This is a genomic window from Mesorhizobium ventifaucium (assembly GCF_935822925.1).
Classification (GTDB): Bacteria; Pseudomonadota; Alphaproteobacteria; order Rhizobiales; family Rhizobiaceae; genus Mesorhizobium; species Mesorhizobium ventifaucium.
Map to the genome: position 1 here is coordinate 249,409 of NZ_CAKXZS010000003.1, position 14,922 is coordinate 264,330.

General features: G+C 61.5%; 14 protein-coding genes. 8 read left to right on the top strand and 6 right to left on the bottom strand.

Annotated elements, in window-relative coordinates; all coding sequences use genetic code 11:
* Nucleotides 1-348: 348 nt before the first annotated feature.
* The 6 genes from NMG70_RS03010 to NMG70_RS03035 form a co-directional block, all read right to left on the bottom strand.
* A complete protein-coding gene (locus tag NMG70_RS03010; RefSeq protein WP_254023147.1) occupies nt 349-864 on the bottom strand; it encodes a hypothetical protein in 516 nt (171 codons plus the stop codon).
* 317 nt (nt 865-1,181) lie between these two features.
* Entirely contained in the window at nt 1,182-1,655 is a 474-nt protein-coding gene (locus NMG70_RS03015) for a hypothetical protein (protein WP_254023148.1), read from the bottom strand.
* A gap of 119 nt (nt 1,656-1,774) precedes the next feature.
* Complete coding sequence (locus tag NMG70_RS03020) at nt 1,775-4,015, bottom strand: AGE family epimerase/isomerase (RefSeq protein ID WP_254023149.1); 2,241 nt, start codon at nt 4,013-4,015, stop codon at nt 1,775-1,777.
* Nucleotides 4,012-5,187 (bottom strand): glycosyltransferase family 4 protein, encoded by a 1,176-nt coding sequence (locus NMG70_RS03025; RefSeq protein ID WP_254023150.1) that lies wholly within the window; start codon nt 5,185-5,187, stop codon nt 4,012-4,014. Before NMG70_RS03025 ends, NMG70_RS03020 begins: the two co-directional genes overlap by 4 nt.
* Complete coding sequence (locus tag NMG70_RS03030) at nt 5,184-6,158, bottom strand: NAD-dependent epimerase/dehydratase family protein (protein WP_254023151.1); 975 nt, start codon at nt 6,156-6,158, stop codon at nt 5,184-5,186. The genes NMG70_RS03025 and NMG70_RS03030 overlap by 4 nt, the downstream gene beginning before the upstream one ends.
* Nucleotides 6,159-6,162: 4 nt before the next feature.
* Nucleotides 6,163-6,942, bottom strand: a complete 780-nt coding sequence (locus NMG70_RS03035; RefSeq protein WP_254023152.1) for a class I SAM-dependent methyltransferase — start codon at nt 6,940-6,942, stop codon at nt 6,163-6,165.
* 768 nt (nt 6,943-7,710) lie between these two features.
* Here NMG70_RS03035 and NMG70_RS03040 point away from each other — a divergent pair.
* From NMG70_RS03040 to NMG70_RS03075, 8 genes are all read left to right on the top strand, one after another.
* A complete protein-coding gene (locus NMG70_RS03040; protein WP_254023153.1) occupies nt 7,711-8,322 on the top strand; it encodes a cupin domain-containing protein in 612 nt (203 codons plus the stop codon).
* 120 nt (nt 8,323-8,442) lie between these two features.
* Nucleotides 8,443-9,381 carry an ABC transporter substrate-binding protein gene (locus NMG70_RS03045; RefSeq protein ID WP_254023154.1) on the top strand — a complete coding sequence of 313 codons (939 nt, stop codon included), beginning with the start codon at nt 8,443-8,445 and terminating at the stop codon, nt 9,379-9,381.
* Between the two features lie 74 nt (nt 9,382-9,455).
* Nucleotides 9,456-10,253 (top strand): ATP-binding cassette domain-containing protein, encoded by a 798-nt coding sequence (locus NMG70_RS03050; protein WP_254023155.1) that lies wholly within the window; start codon nt 9,456-9,458, stop codon nt 10,251-10,253.
* The gene (locus tag NMG70_RS03055; RefSeq protein WP_192361844.1) at nt 10,250-11,260 is read left to right on the top strand and encodes an ABC transporter permease; all 1,011 of its coding nucleotides are present in this window, start codon (nt 10,250-10,252) and stop codon (nt 11,258-11,260) included. Before NMG70_RS03050 ends, NMG70_RS03055 begins: the two co-directional genes overlap by 4 nt.
* Before the next feature lie 4 nt (nt 11,261-11,264).
* Nucleotides 11,265-12,359 carry a phosphotriesterase family protein gene (locus NMG70_RS03060; RefSeq protein ID WP_254023156.1) on the top strand — a complete coding sequence of 365 codons (1,095 nt, stop codon included), beginning with the start codon at nt 11,265-11,267 and terminating at the stop codon, nt 12,357-12,359.
* 37 nt (nt 12,360-12,396) lie between these two features.
* Nucleotides 12,397-13,167 (top strand): glutamine amidotransferase, encoded by a 771-nt coding sequence (locus tag NMG70_RS03065; protein ID WP_254023157.1) that lies wholly within the window; start codon nt 12,397-12,399, stop codon nt 13,165-13,167.
* Nucleotides 13,168-13,170: 3 nt separating this feature from the next.
* Nucleotides 13,171-14,079 carry a PfkB family carbohydrate kinase gene (locus NMG70_RS03070; RefSeq protein ID WP_254023158.1) on the top strand — a complete coding sequence of 303 codons (909 nt, stop codon included), beginning with the start codon at nt 13,171-13,173 and terminating at the stop codon, nt 14,077-14,079.
* Nucleotides 14,076-14,906 carry a BtpA/SgcQ family protein gene (locus tag NMG70_RS03075; protein WP_254023159.1) on the top strand — a complete coding sequence of 277 codons (831 nt, stop codon included), beginning with the start codon at nt 14,076-14,078 and terminating at the stop codon, nt 14,904-14,906. Before NMG70_RS03070 ends, NMG70_RS03075 begins: the two co-directional genes overlap by 4 nt.
* Nucleotides 14,907-14,922: the final 16 nt, after the last annotated feature.

Consider the following 14,922-nt stretch of genomic DNA (forward strand, 5'->3'; position numbering starts at 1 on the left):
GCAACGTGACGATTTCTCCCGGATAACAGGCAGATGCGCCACCCGCACGATAGCGAATGACGCATTCATCAAGTTCATGCAATGCGGTAGAACCCAAGCTATTCGCTAACAGCGTGCAAGCTAATGATCATCGTTGCCGCGCCACCGGTCACAGCGCCACCCGGCCGGGCTATACGAACCCGCCCAAGACGAAGTACATCCAACTTCAACTCAAGTGATAGGGCGGTATGGTTGACGAATTCGATCAATATCCCGACTCCAGCCGGCGCGCCAAGGCACAGAGGCACCGACAATACAATTCGGCAGAGGCACAGTCACATGTCTCTGCCGCATTGCCCTTAACTGGGCTTAACGGCTGACAGCACCGCCGTCGCCGTCATCCTGCGTTGCAGAAAGAATACCAGCCGTGCCGGCCATGCCCCCAAAAATAAAGAGCGGAAGGCGAGAGTTGGCGCGCGCGCCCGCGGCAATCTGACCGGTATGCTCGGAGCTAACGGCGCCAGCCGTCTGCTCGGAGCCCACAACTTTCAGGCAGATATTGTTCTCGACACGGGAAATGTCGAGGCTTGAATCCGCAGGCACCTCCAGGTTGCAGCCACCAACCTTGACGGAAGCCGAGCCCTTGGCACCGACCACTATGCGGCTGCCGAAATCCAGAACATTTCCTGCCTTGGCAGGGCCATAGCCAGCGGCCTGCGAAACCATCACGTCACCATTTGCGCGCCCGATGGAACCAATCGAACCCGCCGCTCCCTGATAGGGAGTCGTACAGGTGCAAGACGCATCCTGAGCGAAAGACGAAACCGGGCCGAAACCGATCGAGGCGACAAATCCGGCCAACGCAACTTTTACAGTGAGGTTCATTCGTTTCGATCCTTTTTGTCCCGCCGCACCTCGGCCCCGCCCAGGCACCGAGGTATTGAACAAGCGCGTAACAGCTTTTTGCGTTGATTCCAACCTGCTGCGCACGTGCGAGATGATTTTCGGTTTCTCATGTGTTTCATTGGACACACTTGCTTGCATCTACCATTTTCGTGCCGGCCCCTGTGGAAATTGTCGGAAAGGCAAGTTTATTTCGTGGCGTTTGAGGGCCATCGCGCCGATGCTTGTGATCGACTCTGTTTAACGTGGGCGTTATCGCACATTCTGTCTTTTGTTTTACGACAGGCAGTTGGCGAGAACTACGAACCTGATAAGCAAGATTTGTAGATCGAACCTGCCTGCGCGGGCTGTCCGCACAAAATGCCATTCTCGGCAAGTTTCGCGGCCAAATCCGTGCCATCGGACGTGAGGCATTGCACAACGATGGCATCACCAAACTTTGAGGCGACATTGCCATCGCAAGGCGTCCCCATGCCGACCGGCTTGCAAGTCAGGGCGAGCCCTTGGTAGTCCCGGCGCGCCGCGTCCGTTACAATGGCACGCAGAGATTTAGGCTTGGTAAACGCCACGCCGCATAGCACAATTTTGCGGTTGCCGACGCGAAGATCATCGACCGCCTGGATGAAAAGCTTGCCATCAAATGGCTCTATCGCCGCTTGTGGTTTTGGGGGTGGGGAACGACGAGGCGTCCCTTTTTCCACGATGATGGCAAAGAAGCCAACCGCAAACGCCAGGGCAAGGAGTGCCAGCAAGCTTAGTTTCTTGAACGACAAAAATCCTCACTCCGCTGCGGCCAAGCGTGTGTCTCTATCACCTCCGACAGCGACGCGCGGAAGCCTCACCGTCGCCTGGCATCCATTCAATCGAAGAAACTTCCATTCCGTCAACTGCTCTATCGAGATTCACCGACGGTGCTGTCGAGATATTGGGTCAGCGCACAAACCAGATGATAAAAGATGCTTGCCGGCACATCGGTTGCCAGCGAGCGGCCGCGCTCGTCGATCCGGTCGATCCATAGGCCGAGCGGTGCCGGATTGATGTGCCAACGGAACAGGCGGCCGACACGCGCTTCGATCTCGGGCTTGAGGTCGGGGCCGCCCGAACCGTCCAGTGCAATCGCCGCCTTGATTGCTTCGGCCTGCGGCCAACTGCGCGAGACAAGGTCGAGCGGCAAGCCTTGCCGCGAGACGGCGCCATAGGCGAGGCCGGTGGCGCGATTGAGGCCGTTGGCGATGGCCGAGGCATAGAGCTTTCTGGCAAAGCCGGTCAGGTCACTCTGGCCGCTGCGCCCGGCGAAGTCGACCAGCAGCGAGGCCCATTCGAAATGGTGGCCGGGTTCCGTCCAGGCACCTTTCTCGCCCTCCGCCGGCCTCCACTCGGCATCGAAATATTCGCCCAGCGTCCAGCTCTCCGGATCAAAGAAATGGCTGCGAAACAGATCGACGATGCGGGCGGCGCGGCGAAGATAGGCGAGTTCGCCGGTCGCTTGATGCCAGGCCAGAAAAGCCTCGAGCAGATGCATGTGCGGGTTGGAACGGCGTTCGCCCACGCCGCTCGACGTTTCGAGAAAGCCGGTCATGCGGTGATCCTCGAGATGCGCGTCGAGAAACGCAAACGTTTCTTCGGCAAGCCGCAGTGCATCAGGACTGCCGACCATGTGGGCATGCGCCAGCGCCAGCAGCACGCAGGAATGATCATAGGCATCCTCGGCTGCGTCGGCGACGGTGCCGTCGACATTGAGCGTGCGCACCCAGCCGCCATTGTCGGTGCGGCCGTTCCTGGCCATGAATTCGAGGCCGTGGCCGACCAGCCGGTCGGCAGGCCCGTCCCAGCCGCGCGCCTTGGCGACAGCGAAGGCGTAGACTTGCCTGGCCATGGTGCGCATGCGCTTGGGCTTCTTCAGCGGTGTGGCGTCAAAGCCGAGCGCCTCGTGAAAACCGCCATGGCGCTCATCGACCCCGACCGTGGACCACAGCGGCACCGTCTCTTCAAATAGCCAGTGATGCACACGGCGCCGCCAGGCGCCGCTTTCGATCACGCGGTCACCAGCGGGCGTGAACCTGGTTTCCAGCCGGCCGCTCTTTTCGAGTTGCTCGACGATCTTCTTGACGTTCTGGCTGCGGCTGACCGGGGCGACGAAGGTGGCATCGGCGGTCGAGACGATGGCAACGTCCTTCAAGCCGATGGCAGAGAGCAGGCGACTGTCGCTGCGGATATAGGAATTCTCGCAGTCGATGGCGACGACATCGCCGACGATGACATTGCCGTCATTGTCGGAGGGACCGACATCGAGCAGCGACTGCCAGGAACCGAGATCGTTCCAGCGGAAGCCGGCCGGCACCATGGCGATATGGCTGGCGCGCTCCATGATGGCATAGTCGATCGACGTCGAAGGAATCGCGGCGTAAAGCTCCAGAGGCATATAGAGACCGGAAAGATCTGACGTCGCCGCCTGGTAGGCAATCTCGGTGGCCTTCCAAATCTCAGGCGCAAAAGCCGTGAAGGCGTCGCGCATGGCGCTGGCGCGAAACAGGAAGATGCCGGTGTTCCAGTAGAAGTTGCCGGCTGCCAGGTAATTCTGTGCGGTCGCGAGGTCCGGTTTCTCGACGAAACGCGAGACATCGCAGATGCCATCCTTCTCGCCGGCGATCTCAATATAGCCGTAACCGGTTTCGGGGTGGCCGGGCTTGATGCCGAATACCACCAAGCGGCCCGCACGCGCCGCCGCGGCGCCGTTTTCCACACTTTGCCAGAATTGCCGCGCGGTTGCGATCTCATGATCTGACGGCACCACCAGAACCAGGCTGTCGCCAAATTCGGAGAGGGTGCGCAGCGTCGCCAGGGCGACGGCGGCGGCGGTGTTGCGTCCGGTCGGCTCGAACAAGGGGCCGCCCCCGGAAAGGTCGATGCCGGCGAGATCGGCGTGAACGCGGTCGGCGTGCCGTTCCGAGGCAATCAGGAAGACCGGCGTTTCGCCGTCCGGCCGCGCCGTCAGCCGCCGCAACGTCTTGACCAGCATCGAGCCATCGCCAGAAAAATCATGGAACTGCTTGGGATTGTCCTCGCGCGACAGCGGCCACAGCCGTGAGCCAACGCCGCCGCTCATAACAAAACTGACGATCCGCTCGGTCATGGGGTGACACCTCTGGCATTTTCGAACAAAGCAAGGAGCGCTGCGGCATAGTCTCGGCGGCGCATTTGTTGCCGACCTTGCAGCACAGCGACACTGTCGCGGGCTAAGCGTGGTCGCTGCCCGGCCTTCAGGAGTCGCTGCGCCAGCGCTTCCGCACTATTGGGTGCGAAGAAGAGCGATTCCGGCGCCTGCTCGCGATGCAGTGGAATGTCGGACAGCAGCATCGGCGTGCCCAGCGACTTCGCTTCCTCGACCGTGGTCGACCACCCCTCGAAGTGCGAAGGATTCAGAAGGTAGTCAGCAGCGCCGATCAGGGCGACGACATCGTCATAGGGAATCAAGCCGAGGTGTCGAAAATGGCTTCCGAGCCGGTGTGCTTCCGCAAGCTCCATCATGCGCTTGAACAACGTCGGATCGCGCGGATCGGTGATGCGCCCCGTGAGGATTATCGGCGGCAAGGAGCCTAGCGCCCCGATTTGCTCTATATGCTTTAACGCCTCTATGACCAGCCTGTGGTTCTTATGGATCCAAAACTGGTTGGGGAGAAAAAAGAACCGCGCGGGCAGACCATGTGCCTGGCGCGCCTCATCGGCACGCGCCAGGATGGCGCCTGGATCGAGATCGATAGCGAAGCGTACGACGGCGGTCTTGTTGCGCGAGGCTGGATAGAATGTTTCGCAGTCCGCCAGCGCATCCCCACTCGAGAGCATTATGGTGCGATTTCCGGACGTCTGCAGGCGATAGCCGAGATCCCTGCGCCACCAGGCGCTACGCGGAAAGAGGTGCGGCAGGCGACGGTGCTGGAAATCCGGAATCCAGGAAACGACCGGTACTGGAAACCGGTTGCCGAACCACTGGGCGACTTCAAAGACAATATCGATGCCTTGCGAAGCGACAAGGTCCGCGAAGGCACGATCACTTCCGCCAGCGAGTGCGATCAGCCCTCGCCTGCCGAGGCCGGCGCCCGTGACCCGGTTATCAACAACAGCGGGTGCGGCCAACATATGATCGAAGGACGCGCCAATGCTTGAATGCTGCTCGGGTGTGAGAAACAGTTTCGCCTGCACCTTGCCACGCAGCTCGGAGGCGATGACGCTCAACATGTTGCGTAGATAGGACTCACCGCCTGACCAAGTTCCGCGGCCGATGAGAGTGAAGCCGACGATAATCAAGGCGCGGAGCGTCGCAAATGGCCGACCGGCTCGGCGAGAATTTCAGCCCGATACCAATCGACATAGCCGGCAATGCCCCTGCTGAGCGGCACCTGCAACTGAAGCCCTTCAGGGACGCCGGACGGATCCGAGATCAGATTGACAGGGTCGCCCCGACGGGATTTTCCAGAAAACGAGAGGCGATGGTTCCCTCCCCAGGCCTCCAAGACCATGCGGGAAATTGTGCTGACGGATGCAGGAGCGCCCGCACCGCCATTATAGACGGTGAAGCGTGGTTCCCCCGCAGGCAAAATGCGATGGATCAACCGCACAACATCCGAGACATGGTGCCAATCCCTCATTTCCGTACCCGTGCCGCCAAGCACAATATCGGTTTCGCCTGCCGCGAGCATTCCGCAGAGATCCCAGAGCAGTTGCTTGCGCAACCCTTCGCCATAGACCGAAAAGAGGCGTGCCACCGAGACTAACTGGCCGTATGCGGCACAATATGACCGGCCAAGCTCCTCAACCATGCGTTTGTGATAGCCATAGGGAGAATAGGGATCGAGCGCGGCATCGACCCTGATGGGGCCGAAGTGGCCGCCGCCATAGACGGCGGCGGAGGACGCCAGGACGACTGAGGCATCGGGTGCGTGGCGACGCAAGAAATCGAGGACACAAGCCGCGGAAACGACGCTTTGTTCAAAATCCTTCAGCGGATCGGCAATCGACTGCCCGACGGTAGCGCCGCCTGCCAGATGGTAAACGGCTGCCGGGCGGCCGTGTGAGGCCAGAGCCGCGTCCATCGTTCGCGCGGTCACTCCGCCGGAAAAGAATGCGCCGCCGGTCGCCGCCGCGAATCCCGGGGCTTCGCTTCGGCCGAAGCCGAGGACATGATGGCCTACTCCGGCAAGAAATCGCGATAAATGCAGGCCAATGAAGCCGCCGGCTCCAGTCACCCAGACGGGCTTCGCCTCTTTCAGCTGCGCCACCAGATCAGCCCTTCCCTTGCTTGTGGCAAAGGAAAGAGACCAGGCGCCCAGGCCGGCGGTCCAGCAATGCCGCTGCTCGGGCAACGGCACCGAAAGGCAGTGGGAACAGGGCCGTGCGGACGAGCCCTGACACCGGGCGGAAGACTGCCGCGAGCCTTTCGCGAATTTCGGAAGCCGTCATCGGGTCATAGTTCACAACCGATTGGAAAGAGTTCATTTCGCGATCGATCGTAAGCCCCGCCCCCTGCAACGCAGCGCGGTAGGCCGCCAGCGTGAAAGCGTTCTCCCCGCCGTAAAGGTGATGCAGCGGATGCGAGCGCAGAAACGGTTCCAGCTGTTGCGGCCCGGATATCACATGGTCGCGCAATGACAGGAACGTCGCGCCCTCGCGAGAGAGGCGCGAAACCTCACAGCAGAACGCCGGAAGGTCATGCGCGTGATGCAGCACTTGCCTGGCGACGACCAGGTCATAGCCGGCGGCGCTCAACGGGATAGCCTCGCCGAACGCTTCGATCACATTGATGCGCGTGCCTGTTTTGTCGGCAAGCGTCCGGATTGCGGCGGCACCGACAAGGGCGCTGGGATCCGGCTCGACGGCGGTTACCGACCAGCCCTCGCGCGCCAGGGCATAGGAGAGGATGCCATTGCCGGCGCCAAGGTCGAGAGCGCGGCCGACCTTGCGCGGGATCATGCTGCGAATCGCATCGAACTCCGCGCTTTCGTGATAGCGCTGCGCGGCCACGACCGGATCGTCGAAATAGGCGGCGCGGGCGAGTTCTTTCATCGAAGGCTCGCTCATGCACCAGCGGACGGCGTCCTCCCAAGTCATAGCCGCTTCACGCAGAGACGAACCGTGTGCTGGATCAATCCCCGCGGTTTTCCGGCAACAACTGCGTGAGGCGGCACATTCTTGGTCACATCGATCTCGATCTTCCGTCGATATCTCGGATACGCCCACAACAGCCGCCATCAATGCTCAGCTTGACGAGCGCGACAACGCTTTCGCGTCACAGGCTTACATGCTTTCCCGTCCGTCATTCAAGGCAGGTTGTTTCCGGCGCTCGTGAGACGTAGTACGCTGCCCATCGCCTCAAAGCGGCATCGTCGATCACACTTCGGCCAGGACATTATTCTAACGAACAGCTACGCTACCGTCTGTTGCCTCGTCAAGTTCAGATCACGAGAATTCGAACCGCACGAATTTCGTCCGCGCAAAACGCTCTTGCACCCTTACCTGCATTGAGTTTCCGCCGAGCGCCTGCCGCGAGGATTGCCTCTGGCCGGCGTATAAACCAGCCCCTTCGAATATCGGGACGGTTGGAGAACAACGCAGGAACGATTTTTGTTCCAGCCGGCGCCGGGTTCGATCAAGGGACGGCCGATGTCGCTGTGGACGGCGAGTGTTTGACGCTGGGTTGCTTTATCCGTGCTATCAAAAACCGGTCGAGGCCCGGCTAGGTTGAAATTGACAAATCATCACTTGCAAATCGGTCGCGGCTGTCTTTTGCTCGCGCGACAGTTGTCCCATGACTGTTGAATGGTTGGCGAACGGATGAACAAAATCGATCGGCGACGGCCGGAGTCCGAAGCGGACGCCACCGTAAATGCCGCGCGGCTTGGAACGCGATTGCGCCTCGCCCGCCAGACGCGGGGCATGACGCTGAAGGCGCTGGCGACAGCTGCGAACTGCTCTGAAAGCCTTTTGTCCAAGATCGAGAATGGCAAGGCTTCGCCATCCCTGCCCATGCTTCACCGCCTGGTCGAAGTTCTGGAGACCAATATCGGCTGGATGTTCGAACAGGTCGACGACGACGAGGCGATCGTGTTCCGCGCAGGCGCGCGGCCACTGATCTCGCTCGACGCGCTGAGGCGCGGCGAAGGCATTTCGCTTGAGCGCATTATTCCGTATTCGCCCGGCCACCTGCTGCAGTGCAATATCCATCATATCGAGGCGGACGGCGAGAGCGAAGGTCCCATCCAGCATGCCGGCGAGGAAGTCGGCTATGTGCTCGCCGGCCGGATCAAGCTGATCGTCGATGGCAAGAGCCATGATCTCGCCACTGGAGATGCGTTCGTGTTCAGGTCGGAGCTGCCGCACCATTACCGCAACATCGGCAAGGAGAGAGCCAGCATTTTCTGGGTCAACACGCCGGCGACCTTCTGACGGGCGCTCAGGGATCAAATCCGTTGACAAGTATTCAAGTCTCTTGAATGTTTGCCTCGCGCCTGTAGCACCAATGGGTCCAGCCGAGCAGGTTTGGGCCGCAAGCAAGGGGAACCGTAAATGCGTCCGTTCAAACTTCTCTTCCGTTGTGCCGCCGTCATCGCCATTTGCGCGACAGCGATGGGATCGGCGTTTGCCGATACGTTCGCTCTCGTCAACATCAACCAGCAGGCCCTGTTCTTCAACCAGATCAATGAGGGCGCGCAGAAGGCAGCCGACGCCGCAGGCGCCAAGCTGGTCATCTTCAATGCCAACAACGTGCCGAGCGCGCAAAATGACGCGATCGAGAACTACATCACTCAGAAAGTCGACGGCATCATTCTAGTCGCCATCGACGTGAACGGCGTCAAGCCTGCAATCACCGCCGCGAAGGCGGCCGGCATCCCCGTGATCGCCATCGACGCGCAGATTCCCGACGGCGACAACGTTGCGTTCATCGGCGTCGACAACGCCAAGGCCGGCGAGGATATCGGCAAATTCTACGCCGACTATGTGAAGTCGGAGATGGGCGGCACTGCCAAGATCGGTATCGTTGGCGCGCTCAATTCGTTCATCCAGAACCAGCGGCTCGACGGTTTCAAGAAGGCGGTCACCGACAGCGGCCTGGCGGTCACCTTCCTCGACACGGTCGACGGCCAGAATGTCCAGGAGACCGCGATGAGCGCTTCGGAGAATTTGATGACCGCCAATCCGGACATGACGACGCTATATGCGACCGGCGAGCCGGCATTGCTCGGCGCTGTTTCGGCCGTAACCAGCCAAGGCCGCACCGGCGACGTCAAGGTGTTCGGCTGGGACCTGACCAAGCAGGTCATTCAGGGCATTGACGATGGTTGGGTGGTTGCGGTCGTCCAGCAGGATCCGGCCGGTGAAGGCAAGGCCGCTGTCGAAGCATTGACCAAGCTCAAGAAGGGCGAAACGGTCGAGCCGATCATCAATATTCCGGTGACGATCGTGACCAAGGACAACGTCGACAAATATCGCGCGATGTTCCAGTAGACTGTGTCGATGACCAGTCCGCGGCGCCGCCTGAGGCTACGCCGCGGACGCTTCGCAAACCCCGTGGATCGAAGATGAGCAATAGCGAGACCTATCGGGTGCGGATGAGCGGTATCTCGAAGCGCTACAATGCCATTCAGACGCTCGATGACGTGTCGCTGGTGCTGAGGCCGGGCGAGGTCCTCGGGCTGGTCGGCGACAATGGCGCAGGAAAGTCGACGTTGAGCAAGGTGCTGTCGGGGGCGGTGGTTCCCGATGCCGGCACGATCGAAATCGATGGCATGCCGGTGACCTTCACTTCGCCGGCGGAGGCGCGGGCCGCGCGCGTCGAGATGGTCTATCAGGATCTGTCGCTCTGCGACACGGTCGACGTCGCCGGCAATCTCTTTCTCGGCCGCGAGCCGCGCCGCCGCATCGCCGGCATTTCCTTTCTCGACAAGAAGCGCATGCACGAGCAAACGCGCCAGATGCTCGATCGTCTCGGCATCGTTATCGCCGACACGCGGCTCAAGGTCGAAAACCTGTCCGGCGGACAGCGACAGTCGATCGCGATCGGCCGCGCCGCCTCATTCGAGCCGTCCGTGCTGATTATGGATGAGCCGACGGCAGCGCTTGCCGTCGCCGAGGTCGAGGCTGTGCTGGACCTGATCCGCGCCGTGAGCGCGCGCGGCGTCAGCGTCATTCTGATCACCCACCGCCTTCAGGATCTGTTCCTCGTATGCGACCGCATCCAGGTCATGTACGAAGGACGCAACGTCGCCGAGCGGCTGATCGGCGAAACCAATATCGAAGATGTCGTCAACCTGATCGTGGGCCGCAAATTCAACGCTCGTTCGGCCACCAACGCCTATCGCGATGGAGCGCCAGCATGAGCGACGTGACTTCGACCCACTCCGCTCAGTCTCAAAGGGTCCGCGCAGGCACCTGGCGAGATGCGGTGCTTGCCAATGGCAGCGTCGTGTCGATCGCGCTGTTCTTTCTTATCGTTAGCGTCATCTTTTCGGTGGCGACGGACGCCTTTCTGACGTCGCCCAACCTGCTGAACATCCTGCGTCAGTCGGCACCGCTGCTGATCGTCGCCGCGGCGATGACCTTCGTCATCACCACCGGCGGCATCGACCTTTCGGTCGGCTCCGTGCTGGCACTGGTGGCAACGTTGTCGGCGACATTGCTGCAGCTGGGCCTGCCATGGCCGCTGGTCATCCTCGCCATGCTTGCGCTGGGCGCCTTGCTTGGCGCGGTTCAGGGTTACTTCGTCGCTTATGAGGGCATTCCGGCCTTCATCGTCACGCTTGCCGGGCTTTCGGTGATCCGTGGCGTGGCGCTGCTGATCACCGGCGGCTACTCGATCCCCATCGAGCCGGGAAGCCCTTTCACGGTGCTAGGCCGCGCCTGGCTGCTTGGCGTGCCGGCGCCGGCGCTCATCGCGCTGGCGATCCTCGCGATCGCCTATATCGCCTTCAACGAGACGCCGTTCGGCCGCTACGTGACCGGCATCGGCGCCAACGCCGAAGCGGTTAGGCGCGCCGGCGTCAACACGCGGCTGACGACGCTTTTCGTCTACGTGATTTCCGCCGCCGCGGCAGCACTTGCGGGGATCATCATTGCGGCCCGGCTCGGATCCGGATCCTCGAATGCCGGGCAAGGGTTTGAGCTCGAAGTGATCGCTGCCGTTGTGCTTGGCGGCACCAGTCTGTTCGGCGGCCGCGGAACGATCGTCGGCACGGTACTCGGGGCGCTTACCGTTGCAGTCATCGGCAACGGTCTGATCCTGGCGCATCTGTCGCCTTTCCTGACGCCGATCGTGACCGGAACGATCATCCTGATCGCCATTTGGCTGAACTTCCGCCTGTTCCGCGGCGCCGTACGGAGCCGTTGAGCCTATGAGTGATGATCTCTTCGATGACGCAGCGCCCGGGCAGCGGCTGGCGATCGGAGTCGAAACCGGTCATGTGATGACCGTGCTCGGCCCCGTTCCGGTCGAAGAGATGGGCGTCACGCTGATGCACGAGCACATCTTGCTCGACGGCGCGCGCAGCTGGAAATGTCCCTGTCATCCCGACGACATGGCTCTCGCCGAGCAGCCGGTGAACATCGAGATCATCGGCGAATTGCGCATGAACCCGTACGTCAACCGCGACAATGTTTCGCTCGATGACAGTGACCTGGCGCTGTCGGAATTGCAACGCTATCGCGCGCTGGGTGGCCATACCGTCGTCGACGCGACCAATATCGGCATCGGCCGCGAGCCGGAAAAGCTCGCCCGCATCAGCCGCATGTCCGGCCTGAAGATCGTCATGGGCACTGGCTTCTATCTTGAGCACACCCATCCCGAATGGCTGAAGGCGATGGATGTCGACGCAGTGACCGAGTTCATCGTCAATGACGTCGGCGGCGGCGAGACGCAGCCGCCGATCCTGGCCGGCCTGATCGGCGAGATCGGCGTTAGCAAGGACTTTACTTCAGAGGAACGAAAGTCGCTGCGAGCTTCCGCAAGAGCCTCGCGCATCACCGGCGTGCCGCTGTCGATCCATTTGCCGGGTTGGAAGCGGTTGGCTCACGAGGTGCTCGATGCCGTGGAGGCCGAGGGCGCCGATCTTCGCCACACGGTGCTCTGCCACATGAATCCCAGCCACAATGATCTCGACTACCAGACAAGCCTCGCCCGGCGCGGCGCTTTCCTGGAATACGACATGATCGGCATGGACTATTATTATGCCGATCAGGACGCGCAGTCGCCCTCCGACGAAGAGAATGCGCGAGCAATCGCGGCACTTATCGAGGCCGGCTTCGGCGACCGCCTGCTGCTGTCGCAGGATGTTTTCCTCAAGATCATGCTGACCCGCTTCGGCGGTTTCGGCTACGGCTACATCCTCAAGCATTTCATACCGCGCCTGAAACGCCATGGCGTCGAGCAACCAGCTATCGACCGCATGCTGATCGCCAATCCGAAAGCCGTGTTCTCGCGGCAGAATTAAGCCCGGACTTACGGCTGAGACTTACGACGGAGTTCAAATGACCAAGAAAAAGATCTTGCTTGCTGGTGAATCCTGGGTGTCGACCGCTACCCATATCAAGGGCTTCGACCAGTTTCCTACAGTCACCTACCACACCGGCGCCGACGAATTGCTGACGGCCCTGAAAGCGACCGACTTCGACGTGACCTTCATGCCGGCGCATGAGGCACAGCGCAGCTTTCCGCAAACAATGGGGGCGCTTTCGGCCTATGACGCGGTGGTGCTCTCCGACATCGGCGCCAACACGCTGCTTCTACATCCCGACACCTGGGTTCACTCAAAGCCGACGCCGAACCGCCTGCGGCTGCTGCGCGATTATGTGCGTGACGGCGGCGGGCTTTTGATGTTCGGCGGCTACTATAGCTTCCAAGGCATCAATGGCGGCGCGCGCTATCGCAAGACGCCGGTCGAGGAGGTGCTGCCGGTGACCTGCCTCGCGTTCGACGACCGAGTCGAGGTGCCGGAAGGGTTTGGGCCTGTCCTGAACGGCTCCTCGGACCATCCGATCCTCAGGGGTCTCGGTTCGGATTGGCCAGTCCTGCTCGGCTTCAACGAGGTGACGCTGAAAGACGGGGCGGAAGTTCTGGCGAGTGTTTCATCGGACTATGGCTCGCTGCCGCTGCTCGTCACCGGCCACTACGGCAAGGGCCGCACCGTGGCCTGGACATCCGATGTCGGGCCGCATTGGCTGCCGCCGGAGTTCATCGCCTGGAAAGGCTACAAAACCCTGTTCGAACAGATGCTGAGCTGGGCGACCGGTGAGAACTGAGCGATGCATGTCCATGTCGTCGGCAATGCCTGCATCGACACGGTGTTTCGCGTCGGCCGCTTCCCTGCCGCCGGCGAGACTTTGAACGCCAGCTGGTACGCCGACGGCCTCGGCGGCAAGGGAGCAAACCAGGCGGTTGCGGCCGCGCGCACGGGTGCTGCGGTAACGTTTTGGACGGCGCTCGGCAAGGACCGCGCAGGCGCATGGATCAGGAGCCGCCTCGACAGGGAGTTGTCTGACCTCGAGGCGATTGAATTCGACCTGCCAAGCGACCGCTCGACCATCGTGATTGAGGCCGGCGGCGAAAACTTCATCGTCAGCGGTGTCGCCTGCAGCGCGGCGTTCGATCCGATTGCGCAAACCGCATTTGCGAGCCGGATCGCTTCTGGCGACATCGTTGTCTGCCAAGGAAACCTGCGAGGCGCCGCGATAGATGCCTGCCTGCGGGCAGCACAGGAAAATGGCGCGCGCACCGTTCTCAACGCCAGCCCTATCGATGCGGCGGCTCTGCCTGACTTCGGTCTGGCAGAGGTTTTGATGGTCAATCAATCCGAGGCGAAAGCGCTGACCGGCCAGGATGACATGTCAGCCGCGGCCGAGGCGCTAGCGGCCAAAGGCGCCGGGACAGTGGTGATCACCCTTGGCGCGGAAGGTTGTCTTGTCCTTGGCCCCGGCCGGGCAGGATCGCTTCGTTTGCCGGCGCCACGCGTCGAGGCGTTCGATACCAGCGGCGCCGGCGATGTGTTTTGCGGCTGCCTGGCCGGCGGGCTTGCCAAGGGCATGTCGGTTACCTCAGCGCTGAAATTCGCGCTCGCCGCCGCGGCAATTGCAGTGACTCGCCCGGGCACCTTGATATCCTGTCCTTCCGCGTCTGAAATGGCGTCGCTCATCGATGAAACGGAGCTCTCATGACCCAATTCGGCCAATCAGGCGGCGACGCGCTCGTAGAACTTTTCGGCCGCACCAAGGTGGTGATCGGTGTCGTTCATCTTGCGCCGCTTCCGGGCGCGCCGCGCTATGACGGCGAGGCGGTCGAGGCGATCTATCAGCGGGGTCTGGATGATGCGAGATCCTATCTCGACGGTGGATGCGATGGCGTGATCGTCGAGAATCATGGCGACATCCCCTTTGCCAAACCTGACGATATCGGACCGGAGACAGCGGCCTATATGGCGGTCGTTTCCGACCGTATCCGTCGCGAACTCGGCAAGCCGGTCGGCATCAATGTGCTCGCAAACGCCGCGATCCCTGCCCTTGCGATCGCCAGTGCCGCTGGCGCGGGCTTCATCCGCGTCAATCAGTGGGCGAATGCCTATGTCGCCAACGAGGGTTTCGTCGAGGGGGAGTCGGGTCGCGCGGCACGCTATCGCGCCAGGCTGCGCGCCAACGGCATCCGCGTTTTCGCCGATGCTCATGTCAAGCATGGAGCACATGCGATCGTTGCCGACCGCCCGATGGAGGAACTGGTCAAGGATCTGGTTTTCTTCGACGCCGACGCCATCATTGCGACCGGTCAGCGCACCGGGCACGCTGCGGATCTGAGCTATATCCGGATGATCAAAGAGGCTGCCGGCCTACCGACGCTGGTCGGCAGCGGGGTGACGCCCGATAATGCAAACGATATTCTTGGCGTCGTCGATGGCGTCATCATCGCCAGCGCACTGAAGCACGACGGCGTCTGGTGGAACCAGGTCGACCCCGCCCGAGTAAAAACGTTCATGGCCGGGCTGAGGCGATGATCGAGCGGCGACTGAA

Coding starts and splice junctions, on each gene's coding strand:
- NMG70_RS03010 (WP_254023147.1), bottom strand. CDS start 864: ATGAACCTCACTGTAAAAGTTGCGTTGGCCGGATTTGTCGCCTCGATC.
- NMG70_RS03020 (WP_254023149.1), bottom strand. CDS start 4,015: ATGACCGAGCGGATCGTCAGTTTTGTTATGAGCGGCGGCGTTGGCTCA.
- NMG70_RS03035 (WP_254023152.1), bottom strand. CDS start 6,942: ATGAAAGAACTCGCCCGCGCCGCCTATTTCGACGATCCGGTCGTGGCC.
- NMG70_RS03040 (WP_254023153.1), top strand. CDS start 7,711: ATGAACAAAATCGATCGGCGACGGCCGGAGTCCGAAGCGGACGCCACC.
- NMG70_RS03045 (WP_254023154.1), top strand. CDS start 8,443: ATGCGTCCGTTCAAACTTCTCTTCCGTTGTGCCGCCGTCATCGCCATT.
- NMG70_RS03050 (WP_254023155.1), top strand. CDS start 9,456: ATGAGCAATAGCGAGACCTATCGGGTGCGGATGAGCGGTATCTCGAAG.
- NMG70_RS03055 (WP_192361844.1), top strand. CDS start 10,250: ATGAGCGACGTGACTTCGACCCACTCCGCTCAGTCTCAAAGGGTCCGC.
- NMG70_RS03060 (WP_254023156.1), top strand. CDS start 11,265: ATGAGTGATGATCTCTTCGATGACGCAGCGCCCGGGCAGCGGCTGGCG.
- NMG70_RS03065 (WP_254023157.1), top strand. CDS start 12,397: ATGACCAAGAAAAAGATCTTGCTTGCTGGTGAATCCTGGGTGTCGACC.
- NMG70_RS03070 (WP_254023158.1), top strand. CDS start 13,171: ATGCATGTCCATGTCGTCGGCAATGCCTGCATCGACACGGTGTTTCGC.
- NMG70_RS03075 (WP_254023159.1), top strand. CDS start 14,076: ATGACCCAATTCGGCCAATCAGGCGGCGACGCGCTCGTAGAACTTTTC.